This is a genomic window from Arsenicibacter rosenii, from assembly GCF_001870735.1.
In the GTDB taxonomy this organism is placed as follows: domain Bacteria; phylum Bacteroidota; class Bacteroidia; order Cytophagales; family Spirosomataceae; genus Arsenicibacter; species Arsenicibacter rosenii.
Genome location: NZ_MORL01000038.1, coordinates 1 through 18,367, shown reverse-complemented (window position 1 = coordinate 18,367; position 18,367 = coordinate 1). Strand labels below are relative to the sequence as shown.

Annotated in this window: 37 protein-coding genes; 27 read left to right on the top strand and 10 right to left on the bottom strand. The window is 54.0% G+C overall.

Going from position 1 to position 18,367, the window contains the following annotated elements:
- The 4 genes from BLX24_RS28530 to BLX24_RS28515 all read right to left on the bottom strand — a co-directional run.
- On the bottom strand, window positions 1–624 hold a 624-nt coding region (locus BLX24_RS28530; RefSeq protein WP_262483010.1), incomplete at its 3' end, for an alpha-amylase family glycosyl hydrolase.
- Between the two features lie 39 nt (window positions 625–663).
- Window positions 664–972 (bottom strand): hypothetical protein, encoded by a 309-nt coding sequence (locus BLX24_RS28525; protein WP_071506644.1) that lies wholly within the window; start codon window positions 970–972, stop codon window positions 664–666.
- Between the two features lie 97 nt (window positions 973–1,069).
- On the bottom strand, window positions 1,070–1,939 hold the full coding sequence (locus BLX24_RS33705; RefSeq protein WP_071506643.1) for a tetratricopeptide repeat protein: 870 nt from the start codon (window positions 1,937–1,939) through the stop codon (window positions 1,070–1,072).
- 255 nt (window positions 1,940–2,194) lie between these two features.
- Window positions 2,195–2,722, bottom strand: a complete 528-nt coding sequence (locus BLX24_RS28515) for a hypothetical protein (protein ID WP_071506642.1) — start codon at window positions 2,720–2,722, stop codon at window positions 2,195–2,197.
- 111 nt (window positions 2,723–2,833) lie between these two features.
- Here BLX24_RS28515 and BLX24_RS28510 point away from each other — a divergent pair, with 111 nt between their 5' ends.
- The 18 genes from BLX24_RS28510 (at window position 2,834) to BLX24_RS28430 (ending at window position 11,016) form a co-directional block, all read left to right on the top strand.
- Complete coding sequence (locus BLX24_RS28510) at window positions 2,834–3,163, top strand: hypothetical protein (protein WP_071506641.1); 330 nt, start codon at window positions 2,834–2,836, stop codon at window positions 3,161–3,163.
- Window positions 3,164–3,315: 152 nt separating this feature from the next.
- The gene (locus BLX24_RS28505; protein ID WP_071506640.1) at window positions 3,316–3,600 is read left to right on the top strand and encodes a hypothetical protein; all 285 of its coding nucleotides are present in this window, start codon (window positions 3,316–3,318) and stop codon (window positions 3,598–3,600) included.
- Complete coding sequence (locus BLX24_RS32890) at window positions 3,587–3,757, top strand: hypothetical protein (protein WP_177225943.1); 171 nt, start codon at window positions 3,587–3,589, stop codon at window positions 3,755–3,757. The genes BLX24_RS28505 and BLX24_RS32890 overlap by 14 nt, the downstream gene beginning before the upstream one ends.
- A 482-nt stretch (window positions 3,758–4,239) precedes the next feature.
- The gene (locus tag BLX24_RS28500) at window positions 4,240–4,569 is read left to right on the top strand and encodes a hypothetical protein (RefSeq protein ID WP_071506639.1); all 330 of its coding nucleotides are present in this window, start codon (window positions 4,240–4,242) and stop codon (window positions 4,567–4,569) included.
- A gap of 89 nt (window positions 4,570–4,658) precedes the next feature.
- Entirely contained in the window at window positions 4,659–4,826 is a 168-nt protein-coding gene (locus tag BLX24_RS32885; RefSeq protein ID WP_177225942.1) for a hypothetical protein, read from the top strand.
- Window positions 4,823–5,119, top strand: a complete 297-nt coding sequence (locus BLX24_RS28495; protein ID WP_071506638.1) for a hypothetical protein — start codon at window positions 4,823–4,825, stop codon at window positions 5,117–5,119. Before BLX24_RS32885 ends, BLX24_RS28495 begins: the two co-directional genes overlap by 4 nt.
- The gene (locus BLX24_RS28490) at window positions 5,106–5,285 is read left to right on the top strand and encodes a hypothetical protein (RefSeq protein ID WP_071506637.1); all 180 of its coding nucleotides are present in this window, start codon (window positions 5,106–5,108) and stop codon (window positions 5,283–5,285) included. The genes BLX24_RS28495 and BLX24_RS28490 overlap by 14 nt, the downstream gene beginning before the upstream one ends.
- A gap of 849 nt (window positions 5,286–6,134) precedes the next feature.
- Entirely contained in the window at window positions 6,135–7,157 is a 1,023-nt protein-coding gene (locus BLX24_RS28480) for a P-loop NTPase family protein (RefSeq protein ID WP_177225941.1), read from the top strand.
- Window positions 7,099–7,530, top strand: a complete 432-nt coding sequence (locus BLX24_RS28475) for a VRR-NUC domain-containing protein (protein WP_083422237.1) — start codon at window positions 7,099–7,101, stop codon at window positions 7,528–7,530. Before BLX24_RS28480 ends, BLX24_RS28475 begins: the two co-directional genes overlap by 59 nt.
- A complete protein-coding gene (locus BLX24_RS28470) occupies window positions 7,502–8,110 on the top strand; it encodes a hypothetical protein (RefSeq protein WP_071506633.1) in 609 nt (202 codons plus the stop codon). Before BLX24_RS28475 ends, BLX24_RS28470 begins: the two co-directional genes overlap by 29 nt.
- Window positions 8,103–8,339, top strand: coding sequence for a hypothetical protein (locus BLX24_RS28465; protein ID WP_071506632.1), 237 nt, complete (start codon window positions 8,103–8,105; stop codon window positions 8,337–8,339). The genes BLX24_RS28470 and BLX24_RS28465 overlap by 8 nt, the downstream gene beginning before the upstream one ends.
- Window positions 8,336–8,611 (top strand): hypothetical protein, encoded by a 276-nt coding sequence (locus BLX24_RS28460; protein WP_071506631.1) that lies wholly within the window; start codon window positions 8,336–8,338, stop codon window positions 8,609–8,611. Before BLX24_RS28465 ends, BLX24_RS28460 begins: the two co-directional genes overlap by 4 nt.
- A 14-nt stretch (window positions 8,612–8,625) precedes the next feature.
- A complete protein-coding gene (locus tag BLX24_RS28455) occupies window positions 8,626–8,895 on the top strand; it encodes a hypothetical protein (RefSeq protein ID WP_071506630.1) in 270 nt (89 codons plus the stop codon).
- Window positions 8,888–9,373 (top strand): ASCH domain-containing protein, encoded by a 486-nt coding sequence (locus BLX24_RS28450; RefSeq protein ID WP_071506629.1) that lies wholly within the window; start codon window positions 8,888–8,890, stop codon window positions 9,371–9,373. Before BLX24_RS28455 ends, BLX24_RS28450 begins: the two co-directional genes overlap by 8 nt.
- Window positions 9,363–9,638 carry a hypothetical protein gene (locus BLX24_RS28445; RefSeq protein WP_071506628.1) on the top strand — a complete coding sequence of 92 codons (276 nt, stop codon included), beginning with the start codon at window positions 9,363–9,365 and terminating at the stop codon, window positions 9,636–9,638. Before BLX24_RS28450 ends, BLX24_RS28445 begins: the two co-directional genes overlap by 11 nt.
- A gap of 20 nt (window positions 9,639–9,658) precedes the next feature.
- Window positions 9,659–10,516 carry a DUF6794 domain-containing protein gene (locus tag BLX24_RS28440; RefSeq protein ID WP_071506627.1) on the top strand — a complete coding sequence of 286 codons (858 nt, stop codon included), beginning with the start codon at window positions 9,659–9,661 and terminating at the stop codon, window positions 10,514–10,516.
- 3 nt (window positions 10,517–10,519) lie between these two features.
- Window positions 10,520–10,795, top strand: a complete 276-nt coding sequence (locus BLX24_RS28435) for a hypothetical protein (RefSeq protein ID WP_071506626.1) — start codon at window positions 10,520–10,522, stop codon at window positions 10,793–10,795.
- Window positions 10,792–11,016 carry a hypothetical protein gene (locus BLX24_RS28430; protein WP_071506625.1) on the top strand — a complete coding sequence of 75 codons (225 nt, stop codon included), beginning with the start codon at window positions 10,792–10,794 and terminating at the stop codon, window positions 11,014–11,016. The genes BLX24_RS28435 and BLX24_RS28430 overlap by 4 nt, the downstream gene beginning before the upstream one ends.
- Before the next feature lie 121 nt (window positions 11,017–11,137).
- On the opposite strand, the gene BLX24_RS33700 is transcribed toward BLX24_RS28430, so the two are convergent.
- Window positions 11,138–11,377 (bottom strand): hypothetical protein, encoded by a 240-nt coding sequence (locus BLX24_RS33700; protein ID WP_071506624.1) that lies wholly within the window; start codon window positions 11,375–11,377, stop codon window positions 11,138–11,140.
- Here BLX24_RS33700 and BLX24_RS34105 point away from each other — a divergent pair.
- The 9 genes from BLX24_RS34105 to BLX24_RS28385 all read left to right on the top strand — a co-directional run bounded on the left by BLX24_RS34105 (window position 11,264) and on the right by BLX24_RS28385 (window position 16,402).
- On the top strand, window positions 11,264–11,578 hold the full coding sequence (locus BLX24_RS34105; RefSeq protein ID WP_374755021.1) for a LytTR family DNA-binding domain-containing protein: 315 nt from the start codon (window positions 11,264–11,266) through the stop codon (window positions 11,576–11,578). The genes BLX24_RS33700 and BLX24_RS34105 overlap by 114 nt on opposite strands.
- Complete coding sequence (locus BLX24_RS28420) at window positions 11,487–11,873, top strand: hypothetical protein (protein ID WP_071506623.1); 387 nt, start codon at window positions 11,487–11,489, stop codon at window positions 11,871–11,873. Before BLX24_RS34105 ends, BLX24_RS28420 begins: the two co-directional genes overlap by 92 nt.
- Before the next feature lie 9 nt (window positions 11,874–11,882).
- A complete protein-coding gene (locus BLX24_RS28415) occupies window positions 11,883–12,152 on the top strand; it encodes a hypothetical protein (protein WP_071506622.1) in 270 nt (89 codons plus the stop codon).
- 215 nt (window positions 12,153–12,367) lie between these two features.
- Window positions 12,368–13,114 carry a hypothetical protein gene (locus BLX24_RS28410; protein ID WP_143092850.1) on the top strand — a complete coding sequence of 249 codons (747 nt, stop codon included), beginning with the start codon at window positions 12,368–12,370 and terminating at the stop codon, window positions 13,112–13,114.
- Window positions 13,115–13,254: 140 nt separating this feature from the next.
- Window positions 13,255–14,451 carry a hypothetical protein gene (locus BLX24_RS28405; protein ID WP_071506620.1) on the top strand — a complete coding sequence of 399 codons (1,197 nt, stop codon included), beginning with the start codon at window positions 13,255–13,257 and terminating at the stop codon, window positions 14,449–14,451.
- A gap of 13 nt (window positions 14,452–14,464) precedes the next feature.
- Window positions 14,465–14,758 carry a hypothetical protein gene (locus tag BLX24_RS28400; protein WP_071506619.1) on the top strand — a complete coding sequence of 98 codons (294 nt, stop codon included), beginning with the start codon at window positions 14,465–14,467 and terminating at the stop codon, window positions 14,756–14,758.
- Between the two features lie 33 nt (window positions 14,759–14,791).
- Window positions 14,792–15,307: a hypothetical protein gene (locus BLX24_RS28395; protein ID WP_071506618.1), complete on the top strand. Its 516-nt coding sequence runs from the start codon at window positions 14,792–14,794 to the stop codon at window positions 15,305–15,307.
- Window positions 15,308–15,320: 13 nt separating this feature from the next.
- Window positions 15,321–15,857 (top strand): hypothetical protein, encoded by a 537-nt coding sequence (locus tag BLX24_RS28390; RefSeq protein WP_071506617.1) that lies wholly within the window; start codon window positions 15,321–15,323, stop codon window positions 15,855–15,857.
- Entirely contained in the window at window positions 15,854–16,402 is a 549-nt protein-coding gene (locus BLX24_RS28385; RefSeq protein ID WP_071506616.1) for a hypothetical protein, read from the top strand. The genes BLX24_RS28390 and BLX24_RS28385 overlap by 4 nt, the downstream gene beginning before the upstream one ends.
- 36 nt (window positions 16,403–16,438) lie before the next feature.
- Here BLX24_RS28385 and BLX24_RS28380 read toward each other — a convergent pair whose 3' ends face one another.
- The 5 genes from BLX24_RS28380 to BLX24_RS34215 form a co-directional block, all read right to left on the bottom strand.
- Window positions 16,439–16,837: a hypothetical protein gene (locus BLX24_RS28380; RefSeq protein ID WP_071506615.1), complete on the bottom strand. Its 399-nt coding sequence runs from the start codon at window positions 16,835–16,837 to the stop codon at window positions 16,439–16,441.
- A gap of 2 nt (window positions 16,838–16,839) precedes the next feature.
- Window positions 16,840–17,295, bottom strand: coding sequence for a hypothetical protein (locus BLX24_RS28375; protein WP_071506614.1), 456 nt, complete (start codon window positions 17,293–17,295; stop codon window positions 16,840–16,842).
- A 13-nt stretch (window positions 17,296–17,308) separates the two neighbouring features.
- The gene (locus BLX24_RS28370) at window positions 17,309–17,731 is read right to left on the bottom strand and encodes a putative phage tail protein (protein ID WP_071506613.1); all 423 of its coding nucleotides are present in this window, start codon (window positions 17,729–17,731) and stop codon (window positions 17,309–17,311) included.
- 2 nt (window positions 17,732–17,733) lie between these two features.
- Complete coding sequence (locus tag BLX24_RS28365; RefSeq protein WP_071506612.1) at window positions 17,734–18,036, bottom strand: hypothetical protein; 303 nt, start codon at window positions 18,034–18,036, stop codon at window positions 17,734–17,736.
- Window positions 18,037–18,076: 40 nt separating this feature from the next.
- Window positions 18,077–18,367 (bottom strand): phage head spike fiber domain-containing protein (locus BLX24_RS34215; protein ID WP_445422160.1); only part of this gene is annotated, 291 nt, incomplete at its 5' end.

Here is an 18,367-nt window from a genome sequence, read left to right as displayed (position 1 = left end):
CCACATCACATCGACCCTGAAGCCGTCAACGCCCTTATCGAGCCAGAAGCGCATAACCGAAAACATGGCATCCTGTACCGCCGGATTGCGCCAGTTGAGGTCGGGTTGTTCTTTCAGAAAGGCATGGTAATAAAACTGTCCGGTGTGTTCGTCCCACTCCCAGCCCGAACCACCGAAAACGCTCAGCCAGTTATTCGGCAAGCTGCCATCTGCTTTCGGATCTTTCCAGATATACCAGTCCCGTTTCGGGTTATCCCGGGAAGAGCGGGCTTCCAGAAACCACGGGTGCTGATCGGAGGTATGGTTGGGTACCAGGTCCAGAATCAGTTTCATTCCCCGCTGATGCACGGCATCAACCAGCCGGTCAAAATCAGACATATCGCCGAACACCGGATGAATACCCTCATAGTCAGAAATATCATAGCCATAATCGGCCATCGGTGACGGATAGATCGGTGACAGCCAGACGGCGGTTATGCCCAGCTTCTGCAGGTAATCCAGCCGGGTAAGGATACCGGGTAAATCGCCGACACCGTCCTGATTACTGTCCTGGTAGGATCTTGGGTAAATTTGATAAATAACCCCCTCCTGCCACCAGAGGTGTTTCGCCTTGTTTGTTTCCATTCGTTGAGTGTAATGCCAAAACTGTTGTGGTTACAGAACTTATGCCTGTAAAATCTGATCGAACCGCGCTTTTCGGCGGGTTGCACCGGCCTGAAGCATCAGGACCGGAATCCGGGAGAGCATCGGACTGGCCTTCAGTTCTTTCAGCATTGAAAGCCCTTCCATACAGGAGCTGATAAAAATAAGATAGGGGACGGTCTGTAATGAACCGGTCATCAGTTCATCCATCAGGCCGGCATCGAACCGCCGGAAAAGTATACTGGCCAGCGGGTTCATTTTCAGCAGGCTGCCTTTGAGTTCGGCTTTCGTTTCCTGCTCTTGATCGGTAATGACGAGTATGGTTTGCACGCCTGGATAAGGTTTAGGGAACAACATTAGTTGCCTAACTATTTCCAGGCGTAAAGTATACAAAACGGATCGTTTAAATGAGTTTATGGCCCGGATCCTATCTGGCAAGCTGGCGTTTGAGCACTCCGCCGATGAAGCTGCCGATAAATGTTAAGGCAATGGCTCCGTATAACCCGAAAAGCTGAAGTTCACGGGGTCCGCTGCCGTCCGGTTTTGTAATAAAAAAGGAATAAACCAGCCACATGGCAGCAGCCTGAAAAACCGCCAGCACCCAGCCACGGCGCGGCTCAAAAAACCCGATGGCAGCAGCGGTCGACGCTGCCCACAGATAGGGCCAGTGAATGACTGCTGTCTGTCTGATGATGAATAACAACAGAGCGGCGTTGATCATTACTCCCGCAATTCCGAGTCCAAGTCGTTTGTCGAAAAACGATTTTCTACCGTGTTGAACTGTCTTTTTTCCTTCTGCCTGCATTTGTTTAATCTGTTCGGCCTGTTGAAAATCCGACCGCGCCTGATCCGGTTGGTTCAGCTGTTGATTGGCTATAGCCCGGCCGCGAAACGCATCGGCGTAATCGCCCTGGCCGTAAAAAATGGCTTTATCAAAATCCCGCCAGGCAGTCTGGTAATCTTCCTGGTTCAGATGCAGTTCCCCCAACGCAATGTGTACGTCCGGAATCGTGGAGTCAAAACTGGCCGCTTCCCGGAAATCAGCAAGTGCCTGTTCGTTTTTCCCCAGCGCCTCGTAGCTTTTGCCGCGGTAAAGATACGCAACCGCAGAACGCGGGTGTTGTTGAACCTGTTCAGAAAAATAAGAGAATGCCTCGGGGAGTTTTCCGGCGTTCAGCAGCTGAAGACCGCCGGCCATCCGGTCCCGATCTTTTTCCCATTCTGTTCGCAGATCAGCGTAGTAATTCAGGTAAATAATAAAGCCGATCAGACCAAGGGTTGTAAGTACTTCTAACATGTTCTTTTATGCCTGCCCGAACGAACTGCGTATCCGTTCAGGGAATTATTTAGTAAACGGAGATTGCCTGATGCTATACAATTGATACAATCTGACTAAATCGGAAAGTTCCTTGTACAAACTTAAAATAGTTACATCTATCTGATTATCAGCGCCATGCTGTGCTTAATCCTGCAAGTGTACCTATTTGTGTGCCGGGAAACATAATAATTGTCGCAGGTAACCCCCGTCGGGCACCCTACACACTCGTCGGAATCAGCAGAATGCGTCCTGCTTTCTGTTTGCAAGAAGGATCATTTCCAATTCCGGCGACAACCACGAGTGTGGATCATCCTTTTTTAAGGCGTCGATTACCGACCACATGCGTTCCTTATCCCTATTCACCGCATCGAGTTGCTTTTCCTTCTCCGCCAGCAGCCGTACGTATTTCTCCTCCGTCTCCTTTTCGATCCGCGAAACGGCATTCTGAAGGTATTCCGCTGAAACCTGGTTGTTGCCCTGCGACATTCCGCCCGCCGGCTGTCCGGTCATCACGTACATCAGATCCAGCTCATCAGGGAATGCAAAGTACACCTGCATAACCGTATCCAGGCTCACCTTAGTATCCCCCTCGGCCAGCGCGTAGAACTTCTGTGGCTTGCTGCCCGTCGCGTGCGCCACCACTGAATGCCCTTTCTTATCGACAAACTCCATCAGTCGCCGGGTTATCGATTCCGATGCCCGGCGGGCCTTTTCGGCAACCGGCCCGGTCGCGCCTCTCACTTTTTTACCTTCGTCAATCATAATCTATTTGAGTTGTAATTACAATTACTATATTTGCAATCAGAATAACATAGATGTAAACAGAAATACATTACTGTGTATATCTATTTAATTGCAAATATAATATTGACAATGGAAGCGACAAGAAAACAGGCCAAAAGAGCACCGAATAAGGCAAAATGGATTTATCTAACGGCACAAATCCCGTCAAATGTTAATGTGACTGCTGAATTAGCCGCCCGTTTGAACGCAAACAACAAGCGTTCCGTCTACGGGAAGACCTATACACCTACGATTGTACACAATGTACTTAATGATATTACAATTGATGATCAGGTAATTGCAGAGCTGGTAACCTGGGTTGCCGAATTGGCCGGTTGCCGCGCAGAAATCGACAATATGCTCACAGAATTGTGGATAACTATTGCCCGATACCGGACTTTGCAGCAGTCCAATAATTAATCAGTAATATTTTTTTGCCCATTTTTTCAATTGCAATTACAAATAATCAATATCAATACTATATTTGCAATCACAATAACAGCAAAAAAAACAGGCACGACGCAAGTGCACCGGCCTGTCTGATTAATTAATTCTAAAAGAAGCACAAAGGTATGAAATCCGCAAACATTCCCGGCCCGGCCGATCTGGAACGACTCGCCGCCGAGTACGACGAGATGAATCTGAGTGATGACGGCTACGCCACGGCCCTGGCCGGCGGCGACGATCCCAAAGCCCTCCGCCTGGCTCCCGGTGACGAGTACCACACCGTAGCCTACAGCGAAACCCGGGGCTTTCACTGGCAACGCCACATCGTAGAGGCTGAAGCCGGCGAATCCTTTGCACGCTCGCAGTCTATGCAGGACTTAATTGATTTCGGAGGATATGAACGCTACTGAAACGGCAACGCTGAAGGTATTCGGCGTCATGCTGACTAAGCCTCAGGCTATCAGGTTTCAGAACTTCGTAGCCAGTGCCGGCATAGACATGAAAAAACTGACCTCCGCGCAGCGAACACAGACCGTTAAAAACTGGCTCGCAACGCAACCGAAATAAATCCTGAGACCCCGCAGGGTGCGGGGAGGTGTGTGTAAGCGGCTCCCGCCATCTGGTATCCGGGTGGCGGGGTCTCAGGAACCCGATATACTTCCGGAAACCCCGCAAGGTGCGGGGACTCATTGCAAAGACTGTCATCGGCTCCCGCCGTCTGGTTTCCGGGCGGCGGGGTTTCCGGAAAAGCCCGACAATCCCGTAAGGGAGTGGAAAATGTGAAACGACCCCCGCCCGCCGTCTTGAGCGGTGCGGGATTGCCGGGCCAGCAATATTACGCCGGAAGCCCTACTCCAAGGGAAAGGTTAAGGGTTAGAAACCGGCCGCTACCGCACACTATGATGCGCGTAGGGCTTCCGGCCCTCATCACCCCCCGAAAGCTTCAGCTCTGCCAAACGGTGCTGGGGCGAGCAAGACAAAAACGGCAAGCTCCTCACGGCCGGTTTCCGGCCCTGAGGCTTTCGGGGACTTAAAACCTTACTAACAACATGTTCCAGAAACTTACCCCTGCCTCAATTGTAGTTGTTGAGCAACCGGACGCTACCCTTTTCGAAATGCCGCTCTCGCCGGCCCGCATCAAACGCCGTCTGCTCGACTGCTGGAAAATCCCCCATAAGGCGCTGGTCTCCGTCACCGTCCATACCGACAACCTGCCCGATCCCCAGATCATTGCCATTGTCTCCATCGCCCGCTGGCAGCAGGACAGCACCGGCACCATCAAGGGCGAAACCGACCTGTGCGGCCCTAACCTGACCGTCTCACTTACCCATTCCGAGCTGCTCGATCAGGAACGTAATCAACAGCTTTTCAACACGTAACCCCCACGGCCCGGCATTTATGTTTAGTAAGGTTGTGCTACTTACTCCGGCGCTTTTGACCGGACTAAGTGCCGGGCCCGCTTCGTACCATGCAAACTATCATCGACGATCTGGCTAATGCGTTCCAGGCAGCGGCTGAAATGCTGCTCAAACTGGCTGTCGGGTTCGTGCTGCTCACACATCTGGCAATGCTTCTGTTTGTCTGCGGCCTGTTCTGGCTTGTTGTTGTACTCTTTCTGCTTTTTCTGCTGTCATGAAACTTTCGAAACACTCGGTCGGTCCCCGGAAGCCGTACACGCCGACCCCGATCTCGTCCTCGCTCCTGCTGTTCCGCATGGCCTTCTCCCTGCTCTGGCAGGCCGTCCGGGAGGGGCTTACAAGCCTCCTGCTGCATCTGTCCTATATCATTTTTGAGCCGGTTACCCAGCTGCTTTTCGGCAGGCACTCCACCCGGGAGTATATCATGCTGGCCATTCAGGTGACGGCCATCATCGCAGGCGCATTCATCGTCGGATCTCTAATCGTACTCGGTATCTGTGAACTACTATAAACGCACCCGTCCCCCCTACAACAACGAAAAATTCTCGTGGGGCCACCTCTTTCTGATCGCCGTCTTTGTCTATCTGGCTTACGTTGCCGCCAGGCACTGTAAAATTATCCGTGACGGCAAACAGCCGGTAATTCACCTGACTGACATTAAGCCAACGTTCAAATGAGCACTTCCGGCTACTCTCTTTCACGGCGCTGGTGGGACTGGTGTTTTCAGCATCAGGGCCATCACGCGCCGGCTCACAGCGCGCTCTATCACTGGTATGTGGAATGGTGTAACCGCTGCGGCTGGCCCGACGAGTTCGAAATGGACCCGCGCTATGCCATGTGTGCCATCGGCGTCCGTTCCTACAATACCTATAAGGATACGCTAATCGATCTGATCAACTGGGGCTTCGTCCGCCTGATCAGAAAGGGAGCCAACCAGCACGCTCCGTGGCTGCTCGCTCTGTCAAATTTTGACGAACCACTTAACAACCCACTTAACAACCCATCTGACAAGGCAGGTGATAAAGCAGGTTCCGCCGTGTCAAATTTTGACAACCCACTTAACAAGGCACGTAACAAGGCACCTGACAACCCACGTGACAAGGCAGGTGATAAAGCAGATTCTGCTCTGTCAAATTTTGACAACCCACGTGACACCCATACTATAAACAATAACCTATTCCCCTTCTCCTCCACCCCGGACGGGGAAAAAGACGGGTCCGGAAAAAATTCAGATGACCCCGGCACCGGTTCCGGAGCAAGCCCACCCCCCACCCCCCCTCCCGATCCGTCGAACCGGTTCGAGCTGCTGCGGCTGGGCCTGCACCATGACCCGGACTTTATCCGGCCGCTGGCCGAAGTCGTCCGGATTCCCGAGGCCCGGATTCCGAAGCTCATCGACACCTATTTTCTCGAACAGCGGGGCAAAGGCAAACTAACCGGTGAGCGCACCGAAGCCGATATCCGGACGCACTGCTTCGACTGGATCCGGAAACATCTTGAAATCAATCAACCCCAGCAACAAGGCCATGAACGAAGTCAACGAAGAACTATTCCGGCCGCTCCCGGAGGAGCCGCAGCCGGACCCGGCGGAGAAATCATCGACGCCGGAAAATACGCCGGACGGGTCAACACTTACCGACGGCCCCGCAATTCCAACTCAGGAAATGCAGGATAACTGGAAAGCCGCCGTCGAGGTAGCCAGAAACAGAGCCGCCCGCCTCCGGGCCAAATACTATGGCCAGGAGCAGGACGGATACAAGCCCGTTAAGGTCGAAGCCAGAACCGAGGACGCCGAGGCGTATCTCCGGCGCATGAGCGGCCAGCCGCAGGCGCCGTCCCGTGAGCACCGCCTGTCGGCCATCCTGGGCCGGATCGAAGCCGGCCGCCGCTGGATCCGCCCGCAGGAAATCGGATTCAATGACGCATCGGTAATTATCCGCCGGATCTATCAGGCCGATCTCACCGCTCAGGAACGCGAATTTTCCCTTCAGCCCGGCGTGGGTGAAATCTTCGAGGACATTATCCGCTATTTCATCGGTGATCCGGAAAGCCCCATTCCGCTGACCAAAGGCCTGTTTCTCTACGGCGCCAACGGCGTCGGCAAAAGCTACATGCTGAAGATGTTCAAGCGCTTCTGCGATGTCATCCCCATTCCGCAGATGCAGTTCCAGATCGCCCAGACCAAAGAGATTCTACAGGCCGTCTCCGATGCCAGCAACCTCAAGGCGCTCAACCCCTACAAATCCGGCGGCCTGCTGCTCGATGATCTGGGAGAGGAAAAGGCACTGAAAAAAATCTACGGCGAGGCCGAGAACCCGATGGACATGCTCATATCCGCCCGTTACGAGCGGTTCATCGACCACGGCACGCTGACGCATTTCACCTCTAATCTGGTGCCCGAGGAGCTGACCCGCTACGGAACCCGGATCTACGAACGCCTCAACGAGATGACAACGTTCATTTCCGTGCCCGGCCGTTCCTACCGCTTCGATGACCCTGTTGATTTTGAAGACCTGCCCCATGATCCGGAAACCGAGAAAGAAAACTGAACATCCCGAGTCCCGCCTGCAGCGCAGCTGTGTGAAATGGTTCCGCCTCCAGTATCCGCGGGTGCTGCTCTTTGCCATCCCCAACGGGGGCGACCGCTCCCCGGTCGAGGCCGCCATCATGCAGGGCGAAGGCGTCGAGCGCGGTATTCCCGATCTGTGCCTGCCCCGGCCTAAAGCCAGCTGGCACGGGCTGTACCTGGAGGCCAAAATAGCCCCCAACGACCTCAGCCCGGATCAGGTGGAGAAAATCGCCCTGCTGCGCGCCGAGGGTTACCGGTGCGAAGTATTCTACACCCTGGATCAGTTCATGGAAATTGTCAACAACTACCTCAAACTACCCGATTATGGCAGTACTACCGGCGAAAACCGCTAACCGCTACGCGACCGCCCTCTCCCGTCTGGGCAAGATGCTCAGTCCGGCAGTTCACAAACCGATCAACAAATCCGCCTGGTGCGAGACCAACAAAGTACCGCCCCAGTTCATCGACGCCCTGCGCTCGCTGGATGCCATCGCCGTCGACCTCACCCGGTCCGACGATGACCGGATCATGGTCCAGAAATGTGCCGGTTTCGATTCCGTTACCCCGCTGCAGGTTCACGACGCCATCGCCGACGAACGCAAACGCAAGCAGCCCGTTATCTCCGGCCCCGTCGTACTGACTGTACCGGAATTCCTGCCTCAGCCGGAAATCAGCACGCCCGATATCTGCCTGAAACTGCCGGCCCATATCCGGGCCACTGAGCTGTCGCTGCGCTACACCCAGCCCGCCGACGATCAGGATCCGGAAACCGGCTCCCCGCAGGAGCTGCTGCTCAAAACGACCCGGCTTCCCGACAGTATGACCGGCTCGATTACCGTCATCAAAACCCGCCGCTGGGCCTGCACCCCGGAGGAGCTGAAAGCCATCATCGACGATTACCGCCACCGCTCAGCCGATCTTTTTCATGGATAATCAGCAGCTCAAAACCGATCTGACCGAGGCCCGCCAAATCGTCTACCGTGCCTACCTGCACGGCATGACCCTGCCGGCCGACTACCAGCGGGCAACCGCCGCCATCGACCACGTGCTCGCACAGCTCAGCCCCCAGCCGGTACAGGATCCGGAAAGACCGGCTGAAGCTCCCGACCGCAAACCGCCCCGGCGTACCCCGGCAACCAGACAACCAACCATCTTCGAATGAAAAACCCGCTCAGAAACATCCGCAAAAACCCCTGTATCCAGGTCTGGGGACCCGGCCCGGCCGGTACCAAATGCGGCTCGTGCGTCTTTCACCGCTTCGTCGGCGGAGGCACAAAAAACTACCCCAAGTGCGAGAAACGGTATTTCACCCATACCGCCAAAAGCGACCATTCCAGCCGGTTCCCGACCTGCGGCCGCTATGAGCCGAAACCGGCCTCAGCTGAGTCAAAAACCGCTAAAAACGTGTCAAACAAAGCCAAAAACGTGTCATAAACCTCAAAAAACGTATGAATGCATTACTTCTAACCACCATCGAAGGCAAACCGGTAATCGTAAACTGGGGTCAGGTAACCCAAATTAACAGCAATGACGATGCCGGAAGCCAGATATTATTTAGTGTGGTCAATGAGTATGATTTCCACTCGCTCGATGTGCGGGAATCAGTCAAAGAAATCTATGACCGGTTAACCGCACATTTAAACCAACCATGGTCAGATCAGCGATCTACAATTTACCCACCGATCTATTCACTTTTAGATACCCCAAAACATGGATAAAACAATCAAAGCCAGAGTAATCAGTCTCTACCAGCCTTACGCCACGCTGATGGTGCTCGGAGAGAAGCAAAACGAAACCCGCAGCTGGGACACCAATTACAGGGGCCCCGTGCTCATCCACGCCACCAAGTCAATGCCCCGCTGGTGCCTGGATCTGTGCCGTACGGAGCCGTTCCGCTCCGTGCTGGCCAGACACGGCTATCATTCGCTGAGCAATCTGCCCATGGGAGCCATCCTTGGCCAGGTCGAAATCATGGACACCATGCCCTCCGAGGTCTGGCTCCGCAAAACGGCGCCGCACCTGTTCGGCCTCCGCAACCCCCGCGACGTTCAGGAAGAACACTTCGGGGACTATTCACCCGGCCGCTTCGCCTGGCGGACCACTAACCCGCAGCGCTTTGAAACGCCCTATCCCGCCAAAGGCTCACAAGGATTCTGGTACGTTAACCCTGAACTCATTCCGTCCTATGCAGATTAAGTTCAAGCCAAAACAGACCTATTTTTTTGTCAATCAATGGGAGGTCGATGCCGTCACCTACATCGGTCCGGACTGCTTCTACGCTGAGGCCGGTAAGGTCAATAACCACCACGTTTTCCGCCGCAAATCTTCCTGCTTCGAACGTGAGCAGTACTTCTCCGTCGACGTAACGAAGGCCCGGCTATTCGCCACCCAGGCCGAGGCCGATCAGGCCACTATTCCGGAGCTGGAGAAATATCTGAAATACCTGAAAGAAGAAGCTTAAATCAAACCCCGATTAACACTATGGCAACTATTATTATCCCTGGTCCTGTACAGCAGGCACCTGTAAAACACAAACTCGCTCCGGCTCTTTGTCTGGATCTTGACGGCACCGTCCGCCGCTCGAAAAAAGACCCGAAAGGCTTCATTCAGGGACCGGACGACATCGAACTCATGCCCGGCATCGAAGCCCGTATTTTCGACTACAAACAGAAAGGCTTTCTGGTTTTCGGCGTCTCCAATCAGGGAGGGGTTGCTCACGGCTTTAAGACCCCTGCCGATGTTGACAGGGAAATAGTGGCCATGCTGGAACTGTTCACCATTGCCAAACCATTCGACATCGTTAAAACCTGCTTTCACATGGAAGGTGGTACCGTAGAACCGTTCTGCCACCGGTCGCTGTTCCGCAAACCTGACACCGGTATGCTGGCATTCTGTGAACTGGAGGCCTTCAATCACGGCTTTATCGTGGACTGGGATAACAGCCTGTTCGTCGGTGACCGGGACGAGGACCGGGCATGCGCTGAAAAGGCCGGTATAGACTTCATGCACATTGACGATTTTCTCAAGCCTCTGCCGGCATCAGCTCCGGCTCCGGCTCTGCCCGTAACCCTTGATGATGCCGTTACCTATCTGCTGCCGAAATTCAGGGATGCCCGATCATGGCCCGAATTCAATCAGAGTGAGGATGCCTTTCTGGGTATGTGCGGTTCAATCCTCACGGGCGGTATTGCTATGAAAATCCGCAATGAACTGAAGCTTTGGGAGCAGGATTCGCCCCTGCATCAGCATTTTCTCTCCGAGCACAACCTGTTCAATGCCGATGACATGAGTGCGCTTATCCTGCGCCGAATCTACCGTACCCTGAAGCAGGAGGCCTGACCCATGACTACCCAGCAAAAAGAGCACTTAGCCCGATTAGCCGATCTGTTCATCAGTGAGCAGGGAATTATCATCGTGCCCTATAACGGGAGCTGCCGCCGGATTTACCAGAACGGCCTGCGGGTCAATCAGTCCACCGTCGCCGCTGATGCCCTGCTGTTTGCCAGATCCCGGGGTCTGACCCTGTGGCCGAAAGCCAAAAAAGACTTTGCCGATTACATCATCCGAAATGCTCCCAAAAGGAGCGCCAAACCCAGAAAGTTAAAATTAATATCATGAAAAATCTGCTGCTTATTGCTGCCATCTGCCTGTTGTTTGGTGCTACAGGAAAGCCCCGTGAGGTATTCGTAACAACGGTGGGGTATAGGGGGAATCAGGATGAGGTGCGTGCTCTGATTCTCAGAAAATACAAAGAGGGATTTGTTCTTAAAACCAGTATATCAGGCTGTACCAGCAGTGGTGGCTGGGTATGTAGTGCAACTCTGGTTTTCGAGCGATAGACTTTTGGCCGGCAATACTAACACGCCCGCCGGTGCGACAACCGGCACCAACCGATGAAGTAGTAACCCGGCCCGGCCAGCAGACAACCTTTGGAAGAGGAAAAATACAGCCGGGCCTTTTTTACCCCCATTCATGCAGCACGAATTTACCTACGTACCGGGGTACGGCTACCTGCGTTCCTTCCAGATGTGCTACATCCGGAAAACCGGCCGCTGTACCGCTATTTACCTGCGCCGTGGCCGGCCGCTGATCACCTCGGCAGACCTGAGTTACTACGACCGCGCGCTGGTACGCTTCATCCGTGCCTCGCGTGACTACCTGGTTAACCCCGATTATATCATCCGCGCCGAACGTATACACAGCCGGGAAATGTATCTGACCATGATTGATGGTACCCGGCTAAGGGTTTCCCGCCGAAATGTGTATTTTGTCGGCGTAATTCTCGAGACTTACAAACAACAACTACTACATGAATCCAGCCCTCGTGCTCTCGCATACCAAGACGAGCCTGTTGGTCGAAAAAGGTCAGCTGATCAACCGCTACTGGTTCCGGTGGAGTGACCGCACTGATTTACGTGCCCTTGTGCTGCGCGTCGAACTCATCGACGACGAAGGCAACCGCGTGGACTCGTTCAGTGTCAAGCTGCCCCGTACCCGGTTTCAGATCATCAAAGACCCCGACGACCCCGCCAAAGAGTTCAGGCAGTACGATACCCCTATCTACGTCTCCATCGACGGAACCCCGAAGGCGCCCACGGGTTTCCGCTACCGGACCGTTACGGGACTACTGAAAAAATCCGCCACAGCGGAGGCCCGACTGGACGGAGGTTACGAGGATCTGAGCATGTTTAACTGATCAAACACAATGACCACAATTCAGTCAACGTTCCTCAATCTGATTGGGGCACTCAACAAAACCGAAATCGAAGAAGGTCTCGATTTTCTTCAGACGTATCAGCCAACGCATACCAACGACATTGCCGCTCATCAGCTGGCATTACAGGTGGCAAACGTCAGCCTCGGCTCGTCTGTGACCAGTCACTTTACCAGCCGGCTAACCTCCGGCCTTGAGTTCACCGGTGTCGTGGACGGAAACTATACGTTTTCCGAACCCGCCATCGTCCTGGGCTCGTAATTAATACATTCACTCTTTAAAGGTACGACCAGACGCCCGGCTCCTGTCGGGCGTCTGTATTTTATGCCCGTATCCTCCGCACACAAAAAATATTTTCAACTTTTTTTTGATTTATTATTTAATAATTCAAAAAGTATTCTTACCTTTGTCATGTTGATCAGCTGATCAGCCGGTTTGCCAGAACCGAAATTCAAACCTCAAACACACTTACAATCATGACAACTGTCATCTCAACAACTGCTCAGTACAACCTTTCTCAAATCATGTCCGATGCCTGGACGCTCGTTCGTCAGGCAGGACAAACTATTTCGGATGCTCTCCGCGCCGTCTGGGCGAAAGCCCGCACGGCAGTGCATAAGCTCAACATTGATATTACCAAACTGGAAACTCTCACCATTCAGGAGCTTAAAGATCTTCAGGCAGTGCTGACACTCACCATTCAGGACCGGGAAGAAAAAGAAAGCCGGTTTTCCGGCAAAAAATTTGCTCACAAAATTAAGCTGGAAGTAAAGGACGGACTGGTAAAAACTACCTCTTACTATAATACCGATTTCGTCATCAAAGCCCGGGGTCTCCGCGGTAAATGGCAGGATAATCAGTGGGTGTTCGAGGCCGATGTCTTGGAACATGTCCGTCAGGCTATGTTAAGCAGCTACTCGGTAACCGGCGCTTTCCCCTACGAAGTCTGTACGCTGGTCGTGAAAGATTATTATCAGGAAAGCAGTGCATCAGGCGTTGAATTATTCGGCCGCCCTGTGGCCAAGGCCTTTGGCCGCGACTCGGGAGCCAAACCACAGGAGGGCATCTTCCTGGTCAGCGGAAAGTTCCGTTCGGGCGGATCGGTGAAGAACTGGAAAACAGTCGTTGATGCTACCTTCGAAATTCACGACTTCCCGGTTGCTGCACTGGACCGGGAAGATGTTAAGAAAGCAATCGCCGAGGGCTGGGTAGAAGTCAAATAAGGCGCTGGTACGATTAACAGCAGCCGGCTTAGTCAGCCGATACGCATACTTAAATTTTCAATTCCGTTGCACCTTAAAGTTGGGGCGGTCGCTGCCAGGCTCCCGCCCCGGATTGCAAACCTCAAAAAAAATCTACAATCATGGAGACAAAGGTAGAAAAATTTACGATTACCGCTCTATCAGGCCGAACCATCAGCCTGGAGCACCACATTACAGAATCCAAGATATACCGTGAACCGCTGCCCGGCGAACCGACTTATTTTTCTTCGCGCCTGAAAATGTTCGGGCAGGGCGTCATGCTCAAAAAAGCCGATGATAAGATTAGCCATCCCCATCTCTATATCGACGGCTATTCCGTCACCCTTGCCACCTGCAAGGAGGTGAAAAAGCAGATTGGGGCCACCCTAAAGCCCAAATCCAATATCGTTGTCCCGATCAGCCAGCAGGTATACGACGACCTGAAAGACCGCGAAAAAAGGGCTAATCAGGCATGGAGTAACTGGTCACAGGCCAAAAAGGACAAACACGATGCCGAGGCCGCCCTGACCGAAAAGGGACTGGTCCTGGTCCGGGGCACCTATATCGGTGACTATAGCCACGAAACCGTCTGTTACATCGCCGATGTGCGCCGCCTGACCGAAGCCGAAAAGCAGCAGAGCCGGCAAGAGTACGCCGATGTGCTCTGGCACGTCAACGACAACCGCGCCACCGTCCGGCCGACCGAAACCGTCAGCGGCATCACCAGCCGCCCGCCGTCGGGCAAGGTTTCCGGCGGTGATCTTTACGATGCCTACACCATCACCGAGGCCGAGGCCGAAGCCCTGATCGCTGAAACCAAACAGCTTCAGGATGCCGAAGCCGCCGTCGAGGCACAGAAAAAACTGGAAGCTGACCAGAAACGCATCGCCCGGGAGCAGGCAGAAGAAGAAACCAGAAAGCGGATCGAAGCCGAGGAACTCTTCATCTGGGACGCCGGTACGATCTATGCCGCCGCCGGTAACAGTATGCTGCACAGCATCGGGGCTCTCTTCAATCAGAAGGAGGGCCGCATTAACCTCTACACCACCGGCTATGCCTCTGATATGCCCGGGGCTAATACGACCTACTCCATCCGTGGGGTGCTGAAGGAAAAAGGGTTCCAGTTTGACGGGGCCAATAAGTACTGGTATCTCCCGTTCTCCGACGAAAACGCGCAGCTGGTCATCGACCTGCTGAAGCAGTACGACACCAAGGCATGGCCGGGCAAGCTCGGATTTGCCCGCTGCTGGGAATGCGGCACCTATCAACCGATCAAAAAAATGGAACTTGACGGCCCCGGCTACTACTGCGGCTGCTAACCCCCCTGACAACATGGAAAAATTAACAAAGCATATCCTGACCAGTGCCTCCTATACCGCAGACGGCGTAACGCCCGAACAGCTGGTCAGCTTCGAAAAAGTGCTCGATTGCACCACGCTACAGGATCAGCAGCGCTCCAATTCCGGCAAAACCCTGGACAAAATCAGGGTTCTGCTCGATGACGGCACCGAAACCGACTGGTACTGTCTCAGCCTCTGGTGGGCCGGTGGTGACGATGCCGACGACTGGATCAATCTTTTCGACGACCTCGCAAAAGCGCAGAAAGTGTATAACGATTACAAATAAAACCCGTGCCCGGCCGGTTGCCGGGCCTTTCCCATGACTAAATACGAAGTTGGCCAGCCGTTCCCGCATCCGGAGTATCGGGCGAACGGCACCGAGGGGGCAAAAATCATGACTACCTCCGCTTTTTTCGACATCCTGTTCTACTCCTCGCAGCCCGCTGCGGACCGTGAAACCGTGACGAAAAAGCCCCTGAAATACGGCATCTACCAGAAAGACAATGTGCCGTTTTTCCTGCTAGAGTTCAACGGCGAGTTTTCCGTTGATGCGCCGATGAATATCAACAAGGTGGACAATTCCGCCGTCGAAGAATGGCTCAACAGCAACGGGAATCTGGTAACGATTTACCTGATTGATGCACGTACCAACATCATCCACGGCATCCGCGCCATCGGCCTGCGCCACGACGTGGCCGAATTGATGCGGGACATCTGCGAGAAACAGGACGAGCAGTACGCCAGCGTCGGCCAGGTTGATAAGGTAATTGATCAGATCAGCCGCACTATGACCACCGAGGCCATGATACGCCGCGCAACCATGCACCGTCTATAATCCCCATACAACCATGCAGCCATTTCACAAGCGTTCTATACCTCAGTCCGATAACCGGGACGAGTATCTGAACAATACCCATGTGGCCGTCGACTGGCCGGTAACATTCGACCACGACGGACGCACATATACGGTTGAACTCCACGGCTCATCGAAAAGCTTTCCGCATGCCGTCGAACCGACCAATATCCGGCTCTTGATTACCGCCGGAAAGGGCTACAGCCTGAAATATTTCGTATCAACCAGCTCACCGACCTGGTCTTATATCGAGACGTTTATCGGGTCCGAGGACAGTTCATCAGGCGATGAATTACCTGCTGAATCCATATCTGTTTTCACTAGACCGCAACGCTACGCCCTGGAAGAAAAATTCCTGAGTCTGTGCACCTACCAGCCGGTTCAGGTCAGCGACTGGAAAGGCGGAAGCATCGAAGATGTCTGGAATCAGCGAAACGCCCTTGCAGCCTCGAACGCCAAGGCGGAATCTGATGCCGATGAACGGGAACGGCACAACGGCATGACATGGCAGGAGCAACATGACACACTATGAGCGACGAGAAGAAACCCCGTGGCGGAGCCCGTGAAGGCGCCGGCCGGAAGCCGACTGACTCGACGGTGAAAACGCTTAGTTTTTCGCCCTTTGCCACCGCCCTGCTCAACGCGCAGCCGCCCAAAAAGCAGGCCTACTATATTGAGCAGGCGCTGGTCGAACGGGACCTCTACGCCGAAATCATCCGGCAGGCTGCAACCTACCTGAACAGTATCCGGCCCAACGATCAGTTTACGGCCGCCCTCAACTCGTTCGATGACACCCTCACCGATCAGGAGGTATTAAGCTGTCTCGTGGATATTAATTACAAGTCAGGATTATTACAAAATAATACTATGCTTGAATATACAGAAGCGACAGAGCAGGAAGAGGAAGACTTCCGTGAGTGGTACACGCAGTTTGTTGAGCATGTGCCACAAAAATATATTGACAAAGAAACACGGGACTGGGCCTTGGATGTATACCTTAATTCATACGATGAGCCCGAAAACGTGGCATCGTCTTATGTCTCAGAATGCAAGGCAATCGAAAAAAGAAGAAAGTAACCAAAAAAGCCCGGCCACCAGCGACCGGGCTTTTTGTTATTTCGATTCATGCGTCCGGACCGCCTTCTCGACGTGCTCCGGATCAAGCCAATTCAGGATGTCAGCCAGCAGCCTGCCCGTCCGGCTCAGCGTCCCCAGCTGCTTGTTTTTCCCCAGCACGTAGCTGATCGTCTCGCCCACCTTCCCGAACGGGTAGGGGTTGCTGTGCTTCAGGAACAACACCTCCAGCAGATCCTTATACAGCACGTTCCCCATCACGTCGATGCTGATCGCCATCGTTCCCGCCGTCCGGCTCAGGTACACCACCGGCCCGCCCGACGCCGGCCACCGCACCACACTCACCAGCAGCGTAGCCGCAATGCCGGGGATTGCCAGCACCGCAAACAGCAGCAGCGCAACCCCCAGCAACCCGAAGTTCAGCCAGTTGACCCGCATCGCTACACGCTGGCCAGATCGTTGAAATTGCCCCGTGCATCCATCCGTTGCAGGACGCTGGTAATCAGCCCCACAATCGGCGGCCCCAGCTGGCTCCAGATCGCCTGTAGTTCCGGCACCGCCCCCGGCGTCCCTTCCGGCACCAGATTGAACGTCTGCGGGTCCACGAACTTACTGTTGTTGCTCTCCGTCGCGACCGCAATCTGGTTGGAAAGTGTCAGTTTCCGGTACGGCTCCCACGGCCCGTAGATCGTTTCGGTCTCGCCGGTAGGCTCCCCATCCGCGATAACCGGTACCTGTGTTTCCGTGCGGCTGGTCAGCTCCACCACCAGCGGCAGTACAATGCGCTGGTTGGCCGGATTGTCTGAGAATCTGACCGTGAACTCATCGCACCGCACCTGGCGGCGGATCTTCGGAAAGTCTTCGTGTTCTGATAGTGTAACTATAATCGGTTGCATAGTGATTGTTGAGTTAAACTGTTGAGTTGGCGGCATCCTTCCAGGCTGACCCGTTCCACCATATCGGCTTACCCAGCGTCGTATCGTAATACGGATAGCCGGTTGGCAGGCCGACAGTGCCCGGCCGGTTAGCCGTTGTACCGTTGCGTCCGGGCACAACCGGCTTATACCGCCGCCCGTCGCTGGTTACCAGTACCGTAGCGTTGTTGTCGGCCGTGGTCGTGTCGCTGCTATCGTAGCGAAAAAGGCCGATGATTCCGGCATCGTCCACGATGATGTATTTCGACTCGATGCCGGTTGCCCCGCGAATCATATCGAGCGACAAAACGGGCGCATACTGTACAGCCAGATCGTTGTTGTTGACGAACGCCGCGCCGCCCAGCAGGGAATTAGGTGATACCTGATCGGGACTTGTCCCGCTTCCGAATACTGCCATAGTTATTGTACAAGAGTTTGGATTTGCGCATCAGTTAGCTGTTTCGGCCAGTAGGCAACTTTCGAGATATGCCCGTTATAGCCGCCGTTTGCAGGGATTTCAGGGAAACACCCTACACTAAGCCGGGGCCATGTTGCACCAATTGCGCTGGTATGAATCTGATACCCGACATTAACACCTCCTGCGTAATGAAACCGGTGCACAAAGCCATCCTTGTAGGAAATTGCGTAACGGGCAACCGTATTGAGTGCATAGTTCACACCGGCCGTATCGGTTGGAACGCCAAAGGAATTGTTGCGACACATCCCGTATACGTTCACCGCAGTTTGGCGAATAGAGATACAGTTACCCGATCCGGCGCCTAAGCCNGACAAACAGCGTACCCTCCGACGGATTGTACCAGTTGGACGACACCGGCAAATAGAGCAGGTCCCCGCCCCGCGTTACAGCTGCCGTCGGGGTCGGAATAATAGACGTAGCAAATGAACCGACTTCAAGCTGTGTTCCAAAAAACGACATCGTACAGGTGTCCGTACTGGTTGCATACCCGGCAATGTAGGCACCGCTAACAGACGGCGTGCCCGTAGCGTCGGTCGTAAACGTTAGTATTGCACGATACCACCCGTTACCCCAATC